The 17,766-nt window shown below is 47.6% G+C and carries 9 protein-coding genes, 2 tRNA genes and 3 rRNA genes; 12 read left to right on the top strand and 2 right to left on the bottom strand.

The features are described 5' to 3' along the window. The first annotated feature begins 134 nt into the window (after positions 1–134). From OM978_RS15960 to OM978_RS15935, 6 genes are all read left to right on the top strand, one after another. A 16S ribosomal RNA gene (locus tag OM978_RS15960) occupies positions 135–1,659 on the top strand. Between the two features lie 86 nt (positions 1,660–1,745). Beyond that, positions 1,746–1,822: transfer RNA gene (locus OM978_RS15955), tRNA-Ile, on the top strand. A gap of 56 nt (positions 1,823–1,878) precedes the next feature. Further along, positions 1,879–1,954 (top strand) — tRNA-Ala (locus OM978_RS15950). Positions 1,955–2,152: 198 nt separating this feature from the next. Next, a 23S ribosomal RNA gene (locus OM978_RS15945) occupies positions 2,153–5,035 on the top strand. A gap of 79 nt (positions 5,036–5,114) precedes the next feature. Beyond that, positions 5,115–5,229: ribosomal RNA gene (rrf, locus tag OM978_RS15940) — 5S ribosomal RNA — on the top strand. Together the 16S, 23S and 5S rRNA genes with 2 tRNA genes alongside form the textbook arrangement of a ribosomal RNA operon. A 445-nt stretch (positions 5,230–5,674) precedes the next feature. Beyond that, a complete protein-coding gene (locus OM978_RS15935; RefSeq protein WP_264343264.1) occupies positions 5,675–7,714 on the top strand; it encodes a methyl-accepting chemotaxis protein in 2,040 nt (679 codons plus the stop codon). A 72-nt stretch (positions 7,715–7,786) separates the two neighbouring features. On the opposite strand, the gene luxS is transcribed toward OM978_RS15935, so the two are convergent. Then, a complete protein-coding gene (luxS, locus tag OM978_RS15930) occupies positions 7,787–8,290 on the bottom strand; it encodes an S-ribosylhomocysteine lyase (RefSeq protein ID WP_264343263.1) in 504 nt (167 codons plus the stop codon). Between the two features lie 255 nt (positions 8,291–8,545). Between luxS and dnaK the strand changes: the two genes are divergently transcribed. The 3 genes from dnaK (at position 8,546) to OM978_RS15915 (ending at position 12,631) form a co-directional block, all read left to right on the top strand. After that, complete coding sequence (gene dnaK / locus OM978_RS15925; protein ID WP_264343262.1) at positions 8,546–10,453, top strand: molecular chaperone DnaK; 1,908 nt, start codon at positions 8,546–8,548, stop codon at positions 10,451–10,453. Between the two features lie 100 nt (positions 10,454–10,553). Beyond that, positions 10,554–11,681, top strand: coding sequence for a molecular chaperone DnaJ (gene dnaJ, locus OM978_RS15920; RefSeq protein ID WP_233011150.1), 1,128 nt, complete (start codon positions 10,554–10,556; stop codon positions 11,679–11,681). Between the two features lie 143 nt (positions 11,682–11,824). Then, positions 11,825–12,631, top strand: a complete 807-nt coding sequence (locus OM978_RS15915; RefSeq protein WP_264343260.1) for a M48 family metallopeptidase — start codon at positions 11,825–11,827, stop codon at positions 12,629–12,631. A 153-nt stretch (positions 12,632–12,784) separates the two neighbouring features. On the opposite strand, the gene OM978_RS15910 is transcribed toward OM978_RS15915, so the two are convergent. Then, positions 12,785–14,125: a Na+/H+ antiporter NhaC family protein gene (locus OM978_RS15910; RefSeq protein ID WP_264343259.1), complete on the bottom strand. Its 1,341-nt coding sequence runs from the start codon at positions 14,123–14,125 to the stop codon at positions 12,785–12,787. 242 nt (positions 14,126–14,367) lie between these two features. On the opposite strand from OM978_RS15910, the gene OM978_RS15905 reads away from it, so the two are divergent. The 3 genes from OM978_RS15905 to carA all read left to right on the top strand — a co-directional run bounded on the left by OM978_RS15905 (position 14,368) and on the right by carA (position 17,746). Next, positions 14,368–15,522 carry an iron-containing alcohol dehydrogenase gene (locus OM978_RS15905; protein WP_264343258.1) on the top strand — a complete coding sequence of 385 codons (1,155 nt, stop codon included), beginning with the start codon at positions 14,368–14,370 and terminating at the stop codon, positions 15,520–15,522. An 87-nt stretch (positions 15,523–15,609) separates the two neighbouring features. Beyond that, entirely contained in the window at positions 15,610–16,419 is an 810-nt protein-coding gene (dapB, locus tag OM978_RS15900; RefSeq protein ID WP_264343256.1) for a 4-hydroxy-tetrahydrodipicolinate reductase, read from the top strand. A gap of 196 nt (positions 16,420–16,615) precedes the next feature. Next, positions 16,616–17,746, top strand: coding sequence for a glutamine-hydrolyzing carbamoyl-phosphate synthase small subunit (gene carA, locus OM978_RS15895; RefSeq protein WP_264343255.1), 1,131 nt, complete (start codon positions 16,616–16,618; stop codon positions 17,744–17,746). Positions 17,747–17,766 lie beyond the last annotated feature (20 nt).

Here is a 17,766-nt window from a genome sequence, read left to right as displayed (position 1 = left end):
CGGTTTAGATTCTGCAGCGAGCAATCGCACAAAGAATATATATCAGTGAAGTGACTTACAGATACTCTGTCCGAAAGGATGGATGTTTTAAGTCAGTGATACTGAGCATGCTACTTCGGTGGCAAATTAAACTTTAATTGAAGAGTTTGATCATGGCTCAGATTGAACGCTGGCGGCAGGCCTAACACATGCAAGTCGAGCGGGGTTTTCGGACCTAGCGGCGGACGGGTGAGTAATGCGTAGGAAGCTGCCCGATAGAGGGGGATACCAGTTGGAAACGACTGTTAATACCGCATAATGTCTACGGACCAAAGTGTGGGACCTTCGGGCCACATGCTATCGGATGCGCCTACGTGGGATTAGCTAGTTGGTGAGGTAATGGCTCACCAAGGCGACGATCTCTAGCTGGTTTGAGAGGATGATCAGCCACACTGGAACTGAGACACGGTCCAGACTCCTACGGGAGGCAGCAGTGGGGAATATTGGACAATGGGCGCAAGCCTGATCCAGCCATGCCGCGTGTGTGAAGAAGGCCTTCGGGTTGTAAAGCACTTTCAGCGAGGAGGAAGGGATTGTAGTTAATAGCTGCAATTTTTGACGTTACTCGCAGAAGAAGCACCGGCTAACTCTGTGCCAGCAGCCGCGGTAATACAGAGGGTGCAAGCGTTAATCGGAATTACTGGGCGTAAAGCGCACGTAGGCGGTTAGTTAAGTTGGATGTGAAAGCCCCGGGCTCAACCTGGGAATTGCATTCAAAACTGGCTAACTAGAGTATGTGAGAGGGGGGTAGAATTCCAAGTGTAGCGGTGAAATGCGTAGAGATTTGGAGGAATACCAGTGGCGAAGGCGGCCCCCTGGCACAATACTGACGCTGAGGTGCGAAAGCGTGGGGAGCAAACAGGATTAGATACCCTGGTAGTCCACGCCGTAAACGATGTCTACTAGCTGTTCGTGGTCTTGTACTGTGAGTAGCGCAGCTAACGCACTAAGTAGACCGCCTGGGGAGTACGGTCGCAAGATTAAAACTCAAATGAATTGACGGGGGCCCGCACAAGCGGTGGAGCATGTGGTTTAATTCGACGCAACGCGAAGAACCTTACCTACTCTTGACATCTACGGAAGACTGCAGAGATGCGGTTGTGCCTTCGGGAACCGTAAGACAGGTGCTGCATGGCTGTCGTCAGCTCGTGTTGTGAAATGTTGGGTTAAGTCCCGCAACGAGCGCAACCCCTATCCTTAGTTGCCAGCGAGTTAAGTCGGGAACTCTAGGGAGACTGCCGGTGATAAACCGGAGGAAGGTGGGGACGACGTCAAGTCATCATGGCCCTTACGAGTAGGGCTACACACGTGCTACAATGGTACGTACAGAGGGAGGCAAGCTGGCGACAGTGAGCGGATCTCTTAAAGCGTATCGTAGTCCGGATCGCAGTCTGCAACTCGACTGCGTGAAGTCGGAATCGCTAGTAATCGCAAATCAGAATGTTGCGGTGAATACGTTCCCGGGCCTTGTACACACCGCCCGTCACACCATGGGAGTGGGTTGCAAAAGAAGTAGGTAGCTTAACCTTCGGGAGGGCGCTTACCACTTTGTGATTCATGACTGGGGTGAAGTCGTAACAAGGTAACCCTAGGGGAACCTGGGGTTGGATCACCTCCTTACCTAAAGCAGATTTAGTTCGTGTAGTGTCCACACAGATGATTGATTGATACGTAGAGCAAACAGTAAGAACCATTGCGGTTACGGCTGGTCTGTAGCTCAGGTGGTTAGAGCGCACCCCTGATAAGGGTGAGGTCGGTAGTTCGAGTCTACTCAGACCAACCAATTCGCTTTATGCTTCGTTACGGCGAATGTAAAACGAATGACCGAATATCCCAAATGGGGTTATAGCTCAGCTGGGAGAGCGCCTGCCTTGCACGCAGGAGGTCAGCGGTTCGATCCCGCTTAACTCCACCATTACTTAAGAATATTCTGAAAGTAAAATTACTGTTTGAAAACTCAAAGACAAGTTCTTCGGTATGAAGTATTTCTCTTTGAGCTTTATGCTCGAAGTGCTCTTTAACAAATTGGCAAGCTGATAGAAAGAAAACAAGGTAACAATATTTATTTGTGAACCTTATCACACCTTCAATTCCAGACATTTTGGGGTTGTATGGTTAAGTGACTAAGCGTACACGGTGGATGCCTTGGCAGTCAGAGGCGATGAAGGACGTGCTAACCTGCGAAAAGCTGTGAGAAGTCGGTAAGAGACGTTAGACTCACAGATGTCCGAATGGGGAAACCCACCTGATTTATCAGGTATCGTATGATGAATACATAGTCATACGAGGCGAACCGGGAGAACTGAAACATCTAAGTACCCCGAGGAAAAGAAATCAACCGAGATCCCCTTAGTAGCGGCGAGCGAACGGGGGCTAGCCCTTAAGTTGATAAAGAGTTAGTGGAACGCTCTGGAAAGTGCGGCGATACAGGGTGATAGCCCCGTACACGAAAAGGCTTTATCAATGAAAACGAGTAGGACGGGACACGTGGTATCCTGTTTGAACATGGGGGGACCATCCTCCAAGGCTAAATACTCCTGACTGACCGATAGTGAACCAGTACCGTGAGGGAAAGGCGAAAAGAACCCCTGTTAGGGGAGTGAAATAGAACCTGAAACCGTGTACGTACAAGCAGTGGGAGCCCCTTCGTGGGGTGACTGCGTACCTTTTGTATAATGGGTCAGCGACTTACATTCTGTAGCGAGGTTAACCGAATAGGGGAGCCGTAGGGAAACCGAGTCTTAACTGGGCGAATAGTTGCAGGGTGTAGACCCGAAACCGGGCGATCTATCCATGAGCAGGTTGAAGGTTGGGTAACACTAACTGGAGGACCGAACCCACAAATGTTGAAAAATTTGGGGATGACTTGTGGATCGGAGTGAAAGGCTAATCAAGCTCGGAGATATCTGGTTCTCCTCGAAAGCTATTTAGGTAGCGCCTCGAGCGAATACCATTGGGGGTAGAGCACTGTTAAGGCTAGGGGGTCATCCCGACTTACCAACCCTTTGCAAACTCCGAATACCAATGAGTACTACTCGGGAGACACACGACGGGTGCTAACGTCCGCCGTGAAAAGGGAAACAACCCAGACCACCAGCTAAGGTCCCAAAGTCATGGTTAAGTGGAAAACGATGTGGAAAGGCATAGACAGCTAGGAGGTTGGCTTAGAAGCAGCCACCCTTTAAAGAAAGCGTAATAGCTCACTAGTCGAGTCGGTCTGCGCGGAAGATGTAACGGGGCTAAACCATGCACCGAAGCTGTGGACTTGCACTATGTGCAAGTGGTAGAGGAGCGTTCTGTAAGCCGTTGAAGGTATCTCGTGAGGGGTGCTGGAGGTATCAGAAGTGCGAATGCTGACATAAGTAACGATAAGGGGAGTGAAAAACTTCCCCGCCGGAAGACCAAGGGTTCCTATCCCATGCTAATCAGGGTAGGGTAAGTCGGCCCCTAAGGCGAGGCAGAAATGCGTAGTCGATGGGAAACGGGTTAATATTCCCGTACCGACAATACTGCGATGGGGGGACGGAGAAAGCTAGGCAGGCATGGCGTTGGTAGTCCATGTGAAAGTGCGTAGGAAGGGGGATTAGGCAAATCCGGTTCCCTATATTCTGAGACACGAGACGAGCCACTACGGTGGTGAAGCTGTTGACGCTACGCTTCCAGGAAAAGCCTCTAAGCTTCAGGTATTGTCGACCGTACTCGAAACCGACACAGGTGGTCAGGTAGAGCATACCAAGGCGCTTGAGAGAACTCTGGTGAAGGAACTAGGCAAAATAGTACCGTAACTTCGGGAGAAGGTACGCTCTTGTGTGTGAAGGACTTGCTCCGTAAGCACGTGAGAGTCGCAGTGACCAGCTGGCTGCAACTGTTTATTAAAAACACAGCACTCTGCAAACTCGTAAGAGGACGTATAGGGTGTGACACCTGCCCGGTGCCGGAAGGTTAATTGATGGGGTTAGCGCAAGCGAAGCTCTTGATCGAAGCCCCGGTAAACGGCGGCCGTAACTATAACGGTCCTAAGGTAGCGAAATTCCTTGTCGGGTAAGTTCCGACCTGCACGAATGGTGTAATGATGGCCAGGCTGTCTCCACCAGAGACTCAGTGAAATTGAAATTGCGGTGAAGATGCCGTATACCCGCGGCTAGACGGAAAGACCCCGTGAACCTTTACTATAGCTTGGCACTGAACATTGACCCTACATGTGTAGGATAGGTGGGAGACATTGAAGTTGCGACGCCAGTCGTGATGGAGTCGTCCTTGAAATACCACCCTTGTATGTTTGATGTTCTAACGTAGGCCCCTAATCGGGGTTGCGGACAGTGTCTGGTGGGTAGTTTGACTGGGGCGGTCTCCTCCTAAAGAGTAACGGAGGAGCACGAAGGTTGGCTAAGTACGGTCGGACATCGTACGGTTAGTGCAAAGGCAGAAGCCAGCTTAACTGCGAGACAGACACGTCGAGCAGGTACGAAAGTAGGTCTTAGTGATCCGGTGGTTCTGTATGGAAGGGCCATCGCTCAACGGATAAAAGGTACTCCGGGGATAACAGGCTGATACCGCCCAAGAGTTCATATCGACGGCGGTGTTTGGCACCTCGATGTCGGCTCATCACATCCTGGGGCTGAAGTCGGTCCCAAGGGTATGGCTGTTCGCCATTTAAAGTGGTACGCGAGCTGGGTTTAGAACGTCGTGAGACAGTTCGGTCCCTATCTGCCGTGGGCGTTGGATGATTGATTGGAGTTGTTCCTAGTACGAGAGGACCGGAATGAACGAACCGCTGGTGTTCGGGTTGTCATGCCAATGGCACTGCCCGGTAGCTACGTTCGGAACGGATAACCGCTGAAAGCATCTAAGCGGGAAGCCGGCCAAGAGATGAGTCATCCCTTGTACCTTGAGTACACATAAGGGTCGTTGGAGACCACAACGTTGATAGGTGAGGTGTGGAAGCGTGGTGACACGTTAAGCTAACTCATACTAATTGCCCGAGAGGCTTAACCATACAACGCCCAAGGTGTTTGTGTGTGGTGTGAAAAGAATTCTATCTAGCTTGCTTGTTAAAGACCTAAAAACAGTTTTTGCCTGGTGGCAATAGCGCTGTGGAACCACCTGACTCCATTCCGAACTCAGAAGTGAAACGCAGCCGCGACGATGGTAGTGTGGCAGATGCCATGCGAGAGTAGTTCACCGCCAGGCTCCCAATTAAGCCAGAAGGCCCAGTCGAAAGACTGGGCCTTTTTGCTTTATGCGAATTTAGTGGTGGACCATTCGAGCACGGCATTCCCCATGCGACCAGTTCGTCTGGAACGAACTGGAACGAACTGGAACGGCGCAGCCGGCCCGAAGGGTGCAGGGCAGGATGCCCGGAATAATGTAGTTCACCGCACCCGAATTCAGAACAGATCCGCTCAAACCACCACCAACATCTGCTTAACTATCAAACACGGCCGCCCACAAGGGACGCCCCTACAAAAACTAACCCCGCCCCAAAATTACCCAATCGCACCAAAACAACTCATTAATATGCACCAATCTGATACATCTAAATCATTGATTAAATTCACTTATTTATCAAAGTAAATTCAGTGGTAAAACCAGCTGCTTTATGTTTTTATAATGCTGTATCCATTTGGGGGCTGTTATGTCTTACATCAAAAATCTATCCATAAAACAAAAACTATTAATAGCGGTAGGCGGCTCGGTAGCTGTACTTTTAGTGCTCTCTGCACTTTTTACGGTAAACCATTTAAGCCAGCTGACACGCCAGCAAGTGCAGGCGGAAGTTGACTCATTAGTCACCACGGAGTCGGTGAATATAGGCAAATTTTTTGCTGAGTACGCCCAGGTTGCCCGCACTTTTCTGGAGGCTCCGCAGTTTCAGGCCTGGTTCCAGGCTTACCCAGGCCGCAATGCTGAACTGAACTCAGTGCCTGGTTATCAGGACATCAACAACAGTTTTATTAAGATCAGTGAACGGGATCCCAATATACTGTCGGCTTTTTTTGCACTGGATCGTAGTGCTGAATACTTCAGGGAAAGTTCCAGAACAGGTGTGGACAAAGAAGGGCCGGATGCCGGGGATATTAGCAAAGGTTATTTTGCAACCCAACGTCCCTGGTACAAGTTAAGCCTTGAGCACAATAAGTTTTTTGTTGGCTCACCTTCTGCCGATTTCACCACTGGTATTGTGTCCGCAGTGGTAGAGGGGCCTGTGTATTTACCCGATGGCACTTTATTGGGGGTAGGCGGCCTGGATCTGCATTTGGACAAGCTTGGCGAACAAGTAGAACGCATCCGTTATCAAGGCGAAGGCTTGCCGTTTTTGCTTGATAGCCTGGGGCAGGTCGTGCATTTCTCTAAAGCTGCAGGACTTGAAATTAAAGCCAATGATCCGCTGGACCTGTTGGATAAAAATATCGCTAATACAGCAGGTTTCAGCGCATTGGCACAAGCAGCCAAAGAGCAAAAATCCGGTTTTACTAAAGTCAGTTTGTCAGGCAAAAGTTATTATGTGTCGTATCAGCCTGTCAGTCTGGAGTTTCCGAAAATGAACTGGTTGGTCGGCTTATTAATTCCTGCAGAGCTGATTGAAGCTCCCGTGCAAAAGGCCACTGGTTGGGCTTTATTTGCCACCTTGTTGATGTTGGCTGTGATTACCTTGGTTGTTATACTTACCACACAACGTATTATTCGCCCTCTATCAGATTTAACCGAGGCAATGAAAGATATCGCCAGCGGTGAAGGCTATTTAACCCGTACTCTGGCTATTCAAAGTTCTGATGAAGTAGGGGTTTTAGCTCAACATTTTAATACCTTTATCAGTAAGTTAAGGCACTCCTTACAACGTACCTCAGAGCAGTCCGCTTTGGTGCATCAATCCAGTCAAAAATTAAATAAAGTGGCCGGTCAGACTGACTCTGAAATTCAGAGTAACAAGCTGCAAATTGACGCAGTTTCTGCCGCAGTGACTGAAATGTCAGCCACAGTGCAGGAAATCAGTCATAACGCGCAGCAAACCAGTTCTGCCGCGTCGCGAGCTCAGCAACGTGGGATAGAGGGTGCAGTGCTATCACAGGCTGCAGTGAAGGATATGGGCCTGTTGGCTGGTACCATGACTGAAGCCGTGGATGTGGTGATTGGATTAGCGAAAGAATCTGAAAATATCGGTGCCGTAGTAGATGTAATTAAGGCGATAGCGGATCAAACTAATTTACTGGCGCTTAATGCCGCTATTGAAGCGGCGAGAGCCGGTGAGCAAGGTCGTGGTTTTGCTGTGGTTGCTGATGAAGTTCGATCTCTGGCGGGCAGAACCAGTGAAAGCACCGGCCATATCCGTACTATGGTTGAAAAGCTGCAGGCTATCGCCAAAGAGGCTGAGACGAAGATGCAACAAGGGCGTGAGCAAACTCAGTTAAGCTCAGAGCGCGCCACATCGATGCAAAGCGCATTGGATGCTATAGGGCAGGCCATTGAAGTGGTGCAGCAACAAAGTACAGCTATTGCAGTTGCAACGCAGCAACAAGGCGTAGTGGCAGAGGATATTAATTTGAATATTCATCGTATCACGCAGTTAATGGACAGTACGGCGTCTCATACCACTGAGCTGAATACGGAGTCTAATGTGCTGAACCAGGCAGCCCAGCAACTGAAAACTATTACGGGGCAATTTAAACTGCACTAACACAGCACTAGAACAAAAAAGGCCACAGCGTTGAGCAGCTGTGGCCTTTTTCTTCTTATAATGAATAACTTATTACTTTAAAAATTCAGCAGAAAGTTTTAACTCGTCATTTAAATTCACACCCACGCCACGGCTGATGATGTTCTGAGCAATTTCTTTGGCTTCAGCTAAAGAATGCATTTGGGCTGTGCCACATTGATAAATATTCAGCTCAGGAATTTCAGACTGGTTTTGTACTGTCAGCACATCGGCCATCGCTGCTTTCCATGCTGCTGCAACACGCTGCTCGTCCGGTGTACCAATCAGGCTCATATAAAAACCTGTGCGACAGCCCATAGGGGAAATGTCGATGATTTCTACGCCATCGCCATTCAAGTGATCACGCATAAAACCAGCAAATAAATGCTCCAGTGTATGAATGCCTTTTTCTGACAGGATTTCTTCGTTAGGCACGCAAAAACGTAAATCAAATACAGTGATGTCATCACCTTTTGGCGTATTCATTTTTTTAGCCACACGTACAGCAGGCGCTTTCATAATGGTGTGGTCAACGGTAAAGCTGTCTAATAAAGGCATGATCTTTCTCTCTGTTCAGGCTCATAGTCCGGTAATTAAGCAGGATTATACGCCGCAATTGCTTTTTGGGTTAAATGCTTTTCTGTTCTATAGCCTTAGTTTCGGCGCTAACAAGTGGCTGAACCCGCATTTTTGCTCATTTATCGCACAAACGATAAATTTTTTTAAAAAAATAACCTTGAATCGAATAGGGGTAAACCCCATTAACTGGTCAACACAATTTTAATTGTACAGATTAATAAGCGGAGAGTAGTTATGGGTAGAATTATTGGTATTGACTTAGGTACAACAAACAGCTGTGTGGCTATTTTAGATGGCGACCAGCCACGCGTTCTTGAAAACGCTGAAGGTACCAGAACCACTCCTTCCATCATCGCTTATGCCGAAGACGGCGAAGTATTAGTTGGCCAGCCAGCCAAACGTCAGGCTGTGACTAACCCTAAAAATACTTTGTTCGCAATTAAGCGTTTGATTGGTCGTCGTTTTGAAGACGCTGAAGTTCAGCGTGACATCAAAATCATGCCTTACCAGATTGTTAAGGCTGATAATGGTGACGCCTGGGTTGAAGTTAAAGGCAAAAAATTAGCTGCACCACAGATTTCTGCTGAAGTGCTGAAAAAAATGAAGAAAACTGCTGAAGATTATCTGGGCGAGCCAGTGACTGAAGCTGTTATCACAGTTCCTGCTTACTTCAACGATGCACAACGTCAGGCTACTAAAGATGCCGGCCGTATCGCAGGTTTAGAAGTAAGACGTATCATCAACGAGCCAACAGCAGCAGCTCTGGCTTATGGTATGGATAAGAAAAAAGGCGACACCAAAGTTGCAGTTTATGACTTAGGTGGTGGTACTTTCGATATCTCTATCATTGAAATCGACGATGTAGATGGCGAACAGACCTTCGAAGTATTAGCAACCAACGGTGACACTCACTTAGGTGGTGAAGACTTTGACTCTCGTGTGATCAACTACTTAGTAGACGAGTTCAAAAAAGAGCAGGGCATTGACCTGCGTAACGATCCACTGGCGATGCAGCGCTTAAAAGAAGCGGGCGAAAAAGCCAAGATCGAATTGTCTTCTGCTTCTCAGACTGAAGTGAATCTGCCATATATCACAGCAGATGCTACTGGTCCTAAGCACTTAAATATCAAAGTCACCCGCGCTAAGCTGGAATCTTTGGTAGACGATTTAATTCAGCGCACTATCGAGCCGCTGAAACAGGCATTAAAAGATGCTGACCTGTCTGTAGGTGATATCAACGATATCATCCTGGTGGGTGGTCAGACTCGTATGCCTAAAGTTCAGGAAGCTGTTACAGCATTCTTCGGTAAAGAGCCACGTAAAGACGTGAACCCTGACGAAGCTGTAGCTGTTGGTGCTGCGATTCAGGGCGCTGTATTGTCTGGTGACGTGACGGACGTCTTGTTATTAGACGTAACTCCATTGTCTTTAGGTATTGAGACTATGGGTAGCGTTATGACTGCCTTGATTGAGAAGAACACCACTATCCCAACCAAGAAGTCACAAACCTTCTCTACTGCAGATGATAACCAGGCTGCGGTAACTATCCATGTGCTGCAAGGTGAGCGTAAGCAAGCTTCTGCCAACAAGTCACTGGGTCAGTTTAACTTAGAAGGTATTCGTCCGGGCCGTCGTGGTGAACCACAAATCGAAGTCACCTTCGACTTAGACGCCGACGGTATTCTGCATGTGTCTGCTAAAGACAAAGACACAGGTAAAGAGCAGAAGATCACTATCAAAGCTTCTTCAGGCTTAACAGATGAAGAAGTGGAACGTATGGTACGTGACGCTGAGTTAAATGCTGAAGAAGATAAAAAGTTTGAAGAATTGGTGCAAACCCGTAACCAGGCTGACGCTTTAGTGCATGCAACCCGCAAGCAAATTGAAGAAGCTGGTAACGACTTAGCGACCAACGACAAACAAGAGATTGAAGCTGCTGTTGCTGCGCTGGAAACTGCCATCAAAGCAAACGATAAAGCTGAGATCGAAGCCAAAACTCAGGCTCTGATCCAGGCATCTCAGAAACTGTCTGAAGTGGCTCAGGCGAAAGCGCAACAAGGTGGCGCTGAACCTCAAGCACGCAATGCTGCTGGTGATGACGTCGTCGACGCTGAGTTCGAAGAAGTTAAAGACAACAAATAATCATTGTGTCTGTGGGGTCGCCTCTTTAAGATGCGCCCCATACCTGAGTAAATGTGAGCGGCCGCCTTGTGCGGTCGCTCCTCTATCAAGATGAGTTGTTATGTCGAAGCGTGATTATTACGAAGTGCTTGGCGTCGAAAAAGGCGCTGACGATAAAGAAATCAAAAAGGCCTATAAACGGCTCGCCATGAAATATCACCCGGATCGAACTCAGGGTGATAAAGCTATGGAAGAGAAGTTTAAAGAAGTGCAAGAAGCCTATGAGATCCTGTCGGATGACCAGAAGCGCGCTGCGTATGATAACTATGGTCACGCTGGTGTGGATCCAAACCGTGGCGGCGGTGGCGGTGGTGCCGACTTTAACGACATCTTCGGTGACGTTTTTGGTGACATCTTTGGTGGTGGCCGTCGTGGTGGTCAATCCCGTGCTCAACGTGGCTCAGACTTACGCTACAACCTGGAGTTAAATCTCGAGGACGCTGTACGTGGTAAGTCGGTAGAAATTAAAGTACCAACCTGGGTGTCCTGTGATGTCTGTGATGGTTCAGGCGCGAAAAAAGGCACTCAAGCCAAATCCTGTCCAACCTGTCATGGTGCTGGCCAGGTGACTATGCGGCAGGGCTTTTTTGCTGTACAGCAAACCTGTCCTACCTGTAGTGGCCGTGGCAAAATTATCCCAGACCCATGTACTAAATGTCATGGCGATGGCCGCGTAGAAAAAACCAAAACGCTGTCGGTGAAGATCCCGGCTGGTGTGGATACTGGTGACCGTATCCGTTTAGCAGGTGAAGGCGAAGCAGGGCAGTTTGGTGCGCCGGCTGGTGACTTGTATGTGCAGGTGCATGTGAAAGATCACCCTATCTTTGTGCGTGATGGCAACAACCTCTATTGCGATGTGCCTATCAGCTTCAGCACTGCCGCTTTAGGTGGTGAAATTGATGTGCCGACCTTAGATGGTCGCGTTAAGCTGAAGATCCCGGCTGAAACCCAGACCGAAAAAATGTTCCGTCTGCGTGGTAAAGGCGTGCAGTCTGTCCGTGGTGGCGGTGTAGGTGATTTGGTCTGTAAAGTGGTAGTTGAAACGCCTGTTAACTTAAGCGACAAGCAAAAAGACTTGTTACGCCAACTTGATGAAAGCTGGGGTGGTGACAGTGAAGCCAAACACAGACCTAAGTCTAAAGGCTTCTTTGATGGTGTGAAGAAGTTTTTCGATGATTTAACTGGCTAAGCCAGTTTTCTAAACCATCAGAATGAAAACCACCTGCGGGTGGTTTTCTTTTTTCAGATACCGCACAATAACTGAACTTATTTGAGCTTTGATAGTTCTATTAGCTGCCGTTTCAAGTACGAAAAGAAAAGAAGGATCATTTAATGCGTACTAAGTTAGTGCTTCCATTGTTAATCGCCACAGTGCTGCTTGCAAGCTGCACTCATTCTCCTACTGGCCGTCGCCAGCTGATGTTATTTGATGATAAAAAACTCAGTGCTATGGGTATTCAGACTTTTGAGGGGATGAAGGCAGAAACCCCGATCAGTAAAAACAAAAAAGTGAATCAGTATGTGCAGTGTGTGGCGAATAACCTGCTCAAACACACCGACGCCAAATGGCAACAAACTCCCTGGGAAATAGTGGTATTTGAAGATGATCAGGTGAATGCTTTTGCTTTACCAGGTGGCAAAATGGGCGTGTATACCGGACTTCTGTTAGTGGCGGATAACCAGTCACAACTGGCGGCTGTCATAGGTCATGAAATTGCCCACGTAATGGCTGGACATAGCAACGAGCGTTTATCCAGCGATCAGTTTATATCTACAGCCCTTACCGTCGCCGACAGTGCCTTGACCGTCGCAGGTTCGCCTTATCAGGAGCAAATGAAAACGGCCTTTGGTTTGGGGGCTCAGGTCGGTATCGCTTTGCCGTTTAGCCGAGCGCACGAAACTGAAGCAGATATTATGGGACTTGAGCTGATGGCTAAATCTGGTTTTGTGCCGACTGAATCTGTGAAGTTATGGCAGAACATGGCGGCTAAAGGTAGTGGCTCAACGCCTCAGCTGTTATCCAGTCACCCAGTGCCGGACAATAGAATTAAAGAGTTGAATAAACATATGGCGGTGGCAGAAAGTTATTATCAGCAGCGCCGCAGTCAGGGCGCTTTGCCGAATTGTAATAAAGCTTAAAATTCAAATAACAAGGCCAGCTTAATGCTGGCCCGCTTTTACATTTTGCTGTCCTGTAAAATGCCTGTCCAGGCCATCGTCGCTGAGCTTCGACGTTAAAAATCGCTTCAGACGATTTTTTACATTTTGCGGTCCTGCAAATGCCTGTCCAGGCTATGGTTGCTGCGCTTCGACGTTAAAAATCGCTCCAGACGATTTTTCCAGAAGAATACGAGCTACAGCAAAAACCGCGAGAATTAAACAGTAGTAACTGTTAGTCACTACATCCCACGGCGATAAACCGAAGCTGGCACCTAATAACAAAGCCTGGGCACCATAAGGGACTAAGCCTTGTGCAATACAGGCAAACACATCCAATAAGCTGGCGCTACGTTTAGGCGTGATTTGGTGGTGCTGAGCAATATCTTTACTGACATCGCCTGTGACGACTATGGCCACAGTGTTATTAGCAATACAAAGATTGCTGACAAAAGCCAGAGCTGCAATCGCCAGTTGCTGAGCTTTATTGCCTGCCAGTTTTAACTTTAAAGCCAAAGCTGTGACATGGCTGGATAAATACTGTAAGCCCCCTTGCTGCTTTACAAACTCACCCAAAGCACCAACCAGCATCGATAACAGGAAAATTTCCTGCATAGAGCCAAAACCTTTGTAAATATCTTTACCCAGGTTCGCCAACTGATAATCGGCAAATACAGCACCCTGTAATGCGGCTAACACTATACCCAACAGCAAAACAGCAAATACATTCATACCTGCCACAGCCAGGATCAGGATAGCTGCATAAGGCAAAACACCAGTCCAGCTAAAATCTTTCACAGCCACGTCGGTCTGGCTTTGGGCTAAAAAAGCAAACAAAGCTAAAGTCACCAGCGCAGCTGGCAGAGCAATTTTCAGGTTCTCTCTGAATTTATCTTTCATCTCCGCCCCCTGAGTACGGGTAGACGCTATGGTGGTATCAGAAATAATTGACAGGTTATCGCCAAAAATCGCTCCGCTTAACAGCACACCTGCCACTAAAGCTGGCTCTAATTGTGCCTGTGTACTCAAACCCACGGCAATAGGCGCTAAAGCACCAATAGTCCCCATCGAGGTGCCCATAGCCGTAGCTACTATGGCGGAGATCACAAATAAGCCGGGCAACAAAAACTGCGCTGGAACTATCGACAAACCTGCGTTGACCACAGCATCTACACCGCCAGTTGCCTGAGCGACTGTGGCAAAAGCTCCTGCTAACAGATAAATAATACACATGGTAATAATATTGCTATTACCAGCGCCTTTCACCAACACCTCAATAGATTCAGTCAGTGGCGCTCTATAAAGCCAAATCGCCAACACCAAAGCCGGGATAATAGCCACAGGCCCCGGCAACTGATAAAAAGCATAATCAACGCCCTGGGATTGCAGATACAAGCCTGTGCCTAAAAACAGAGCGACAAACAGCAACAACGGCAGCAAGGACAAACGGGCTTGCTGTTTTTGCGATAACGTCATGAGTTTTCCTCTAAACCTGAAAGGTTTTAAAATTTTTCGGAATATAGAGACGTCCAGAAGGCCTGTCAAATATTAAAGCTGACTAAGCTATAGCAAACTGTGCGCCTGATTCGCTTAAAACCAGCCTAACTGAATTCCGTGATTTTGCCTATGACAGAAGAAAAAACCAAAAGCAGCTTGAACTTAAAGCGGTTCAGGCCCATATAAACCACTGAATTTTTGTTTTACACACCGGAGCTACTATGTTTAATTTTTCTTACCATAATCCAACCCGTATTGTGTTTGGTGATGGCCAAATCAGTCAGTTGAGCAAGTTGGTCCCTAAGGAAAGCAAAGTATTGCTGACCTATGGCGGTGGTTCTATTAAACAAAATGGTGTGTATCAGCAGGTGATTGATGCATTAAAAGGCCATCAGGTGCTGGAGTTTTCTGGTATCGAACCCAACCCAAGCTATGAAACCCTAAGTAAAGCTGTGGCCCTGGTAAAAGCAGAAAAAATCGATTTTATTCTGGCTGTTGGTGGCGGCTCTGTTGTTGATGGCAGCAAATACATAGCAGCAGCTGCGTTAATGGAGCAAGACGGCTGGGCAATTTTAGAGAATAAGGTACGTATTAAAGCGGCATTACCTTTAGGTTGTGTGCTGACTTTACCTGCTACAGGTACTGAAAGTAATGCGAACGCTGTTATTACCCGTCAAAGTACGCAGCAAAAGCTGGCCTTTTCGCACCCTTCGGTTTATCCACAGTTTGCCGTTCTTGATCCAAAAGTCACTTACAGCTTACCAGCTAAACAAATTTCCAACGGTGTAGTGGATGCTTTTGTGCATGTGATGGAACAATACCTGACCTATCCGGTCAACGCTGCAGTGCAAGACAGATTTGCTGAATCCTTGTTACAGGTGTTGATTGAAGAAGGACCAAAAGCTTTAAATGAACCCGAAAACTACGATATCAGAGCCAATGTGATGTGGGCTGCTACTATGGCACTGAATGGTTTGATTGGTGTTGGTGTACCTCAGGATTGGGCCACGCACGGTTTAGGTCATCAGCTCACCGCCTTGTATGGCTTAGACCATGCTCAAACTTTGGCCATTGTGCTGCCAGCTTTAATGCAACAACAACGAGCGACCAAACGCGACAAGTTATTGCAATACGCCAGCAGAGTCTGGGGTTTACAGCAGCAAGACCCAGATCGTCAGATTGATGAGGCTATCAGTCATACCCGTGCCTTCTTTGAACAAATGGGTGTTCCTACCCGTTTAACTGCGTATGGTTTACCTGCTTCTTCTGTAGACGAGTTAATGGCCAAAGTGATGAGCCAGAGCATGGATAAGCTGGGTGAGCATGGCGATATCAACTACAGCGCCAGCCGTGCCATTTTTACTGCTGCAGTTTAATAGAGGGTGGCAGTTTGGGGTTGCATATCCATCCGGACTGCCGTTTAATAGCGCCCGTATCAACGCAGCCAAACACAGGAACAACAGATGAGTACAGTAGGTATTTTAGGTGCCAACGGCCGTATGGGCAGAGCTTTAGTCAGTGTGGCTAAAGAGCATCAATTGCCGATGAGCGCTGCTACTGTACGTGCAGGGTCTGCTTTAACAGGTATGGACGCTGGTGAACTGGCAGGTTGTGGCAAATTGAATCTGCCTTTTATTGAAACCTCTGTAGCTGCTTTAGCTTGTGCCGACATCTGGATTGATTTCACCATGCCAGAAGCCATGCTACAGCATCTGGAATTGTCGGTGCAGGCCAAAAAAGCATTGGTGATTGGTGTGACTGGCCTAACAGATAGCCAGTATGCAGCAGTGCAACAGGCCGCTAAACATATTCCCATCGTCTGGGCGCCGAATATGAGTGTAGGAGTTAACTTATTACTGCATTTGGTAGAAACTGCAGCAAAGGTAATGGGGCAGACAGCTGACATTGAAATTATTGAAGCGCACCACAGATTTAAAAAAGATTCACCTTCTGGCACTGCTATGGCTATAGGCCATCAAATCGCCAAAGCTTTGGATCGTAATCTCTCTGATGTGGCTGTTTATGGCCGTGAAGGCATGACTGGCGAGCGTGATCAAAAGACCATTGGTTTTGCGACGGTCAGAGGCGGTGACATTATTGGTGACCATACCGCACTCTTTGCTGACCTCGGAGAGCGCTTGGAAATTACCCATAAAGCTTCCAGTCGCAGTACTTTTGCTCAAGGCGCGTGGCGTGCAGCGCTTTGGTTGCAAAATAAACAGCCAGGACTTTATTCTATGCAACAAGTGCTGGGTTTGGCCGACTTAGCTTAACTTTTTGAGCAATATGTTATAAAAATGCGATCAAAGCGTCATTTTTATAAAATATCAAAAAAGAGTTAGACCAAATAGCTCAAATCGCCTAGAATAGTCAGGTTTGCCTAAGCAAACTTGGATACAAAAATTCTGGGTCAAAACGGGTGGTGAACAACAATGTTTTTCCCCCGTTTTCTGCTGTTTGGAGGTTATTTTGACTAAGTCCGCCCTGCTCGTACTGGAAGACGGCACCGTATTTCGCGGTACAGCCATTGGCGCTGAAGGTATTTCTGTTGGAGAGGTGGTGTTTAATACCTCGATGACCGGGTATCAGGAAATCCTCACGGATCCTTCCTATGCTGAACAAATCGTCACTCTGACATATCCTCATATTGGAAATACCGGCACAAACGATGAAGATGAGGAATCTGATAAAATCTGGGCCAAGGGCCTGATTATCCGTGACCTTCCTTTGTTAGCCAGCAATTTCCGTAATCAAGCCTCTCTTAGTCACTATCTTAGCTCCCGTAATATTTTAGGTATCGCCGACATAGATACCCGTAAGCTGACCCGTATTTTGCGTGAAAAAGGCGCACAAAACGGCTGCTTGATGGCCGGTGATAACTTAGACGAAAGCAAAGCTTTAGAACTGGCGCGTGCTTTCCCTGGTTTGTCCGGTATGGACTTAGCCAAAGAAGTTTCAGTGAAAGAGTCTTATCAATGGACAGAAGGCAGCTGGACTTTAGGTCAGGGCTTTGCCAAACCAGATAATTCAGCCTTTCATGTAGTTGCCTACGATTTTGGTGTGAAACGTAATATTTTACGCATGTTGGCCGACCGCGGTTGTCGTTTAACTGTAGTTCCGGCTCAAACTTCTGCTGAAGAAGTATTAGCACTGAACCCTGACGGTATTTTCTTATCCAATGGTCCTGGTGATCCGGCTCCTTGCGATTACGCCATTAAAGCCATCGAAACTTTCCTGACCACTGATATTCCTGTGTTTGGTATTTGTTTAGGTCACCAATTACTGGCGTTAGCCAGCGGTGCTAAAACGATCAAAATGACAGTGGGTCACCATGGTGGTAACCATCCGGTGAAAAATCTGGATACAAACAAGGTGTTAATCACAGCACAGAACCACGGTTTTGCTGTGGAAGAAGCCACATTACCTGCCAATTTACGTGCGACTCACAAGTCGTTGTTTGATGGTACTTTGCAGGGCATTCACCGCACCGATAAACCAGCGTTCAGCTTCCAGGGCCACCCTGAAGCTAGCCCTGGTCCACACGAAGCCAGTGAATTGTTTGACCACTTTATCGAATTGATGCAACAGCGTCAGGCTTAATTGGTAAGAATCAGAGAGAC

The organism is Rheinheimera sp. MM224 (assembly GCF_947090785.1).
Classification (GTDB): Bacteria; Pseudomonadota; Gammaproteobacteria; order Enterobacterales; family Alteromonadaceae; genus Pararheinheimera.
The sequence above is the reverse complement of the archived record's forward strand: the minus strand, read 5'-3'. Positions and strand labels throughout refer to the sequence as shown.

Bases quoted from the DNA above. Each gene is read 5' to 3' on its own strand.
- OM978_RS15935 (WP_264343264.1), top strand. From the start codon at position 5,675: ATGTCTTACATCAAAAATCTATCCATAAAACAAAAACTATTAATAGCG.
- luxS (WP_264343263.1), bottom strand. From the start codon at position 8,290: ATGCCTTTATTAGACAGCTTTACCGTTGACCACACCATTATGAAAGCG.
- dnaK (WP_264343262.1), top strand. From the start codon at position 8,546: ATGGGTAGAATTATTGGTATTGACTTAGGTACAACAAACAGCTGTGTG.
- dnaJ (WP_233011150.1), top strand. From the start codon at position 10,554: ATGTCGAAGCGTGATTATTACGAAGTGCTTGGCGTCGAAAAAGGCGCT.
- OM978_RS15915 (WP_264343260.1), top strand. From the start codon at position 11,825: ATGCGTACTAAGTTAGTGCTTCCATTGTTAATCGCCACAGTGCTGCTT.
- OM978_RS15910 (WP_264343259.1), bottom strand. From the start codon at position 14,125: ATGACGTTATCGCAAAAACAGCAAGCCCGTTTGTCCTTGCTGCCGTTG.
- OM978_RS15905 (WP_264343258.1), top strand. From the start codon at position 14,368: ATGTTTAATTTTTCTTACCATAATCCAACCCGTATTGTGTTTGGTGAT.
- dapB (WP_264343256.1), top strand. From the start codon at position 15,610: ATGAGTACAGTAGGTATTTTAGGTGCCAACGGCCGTATGGGCAGAGCT.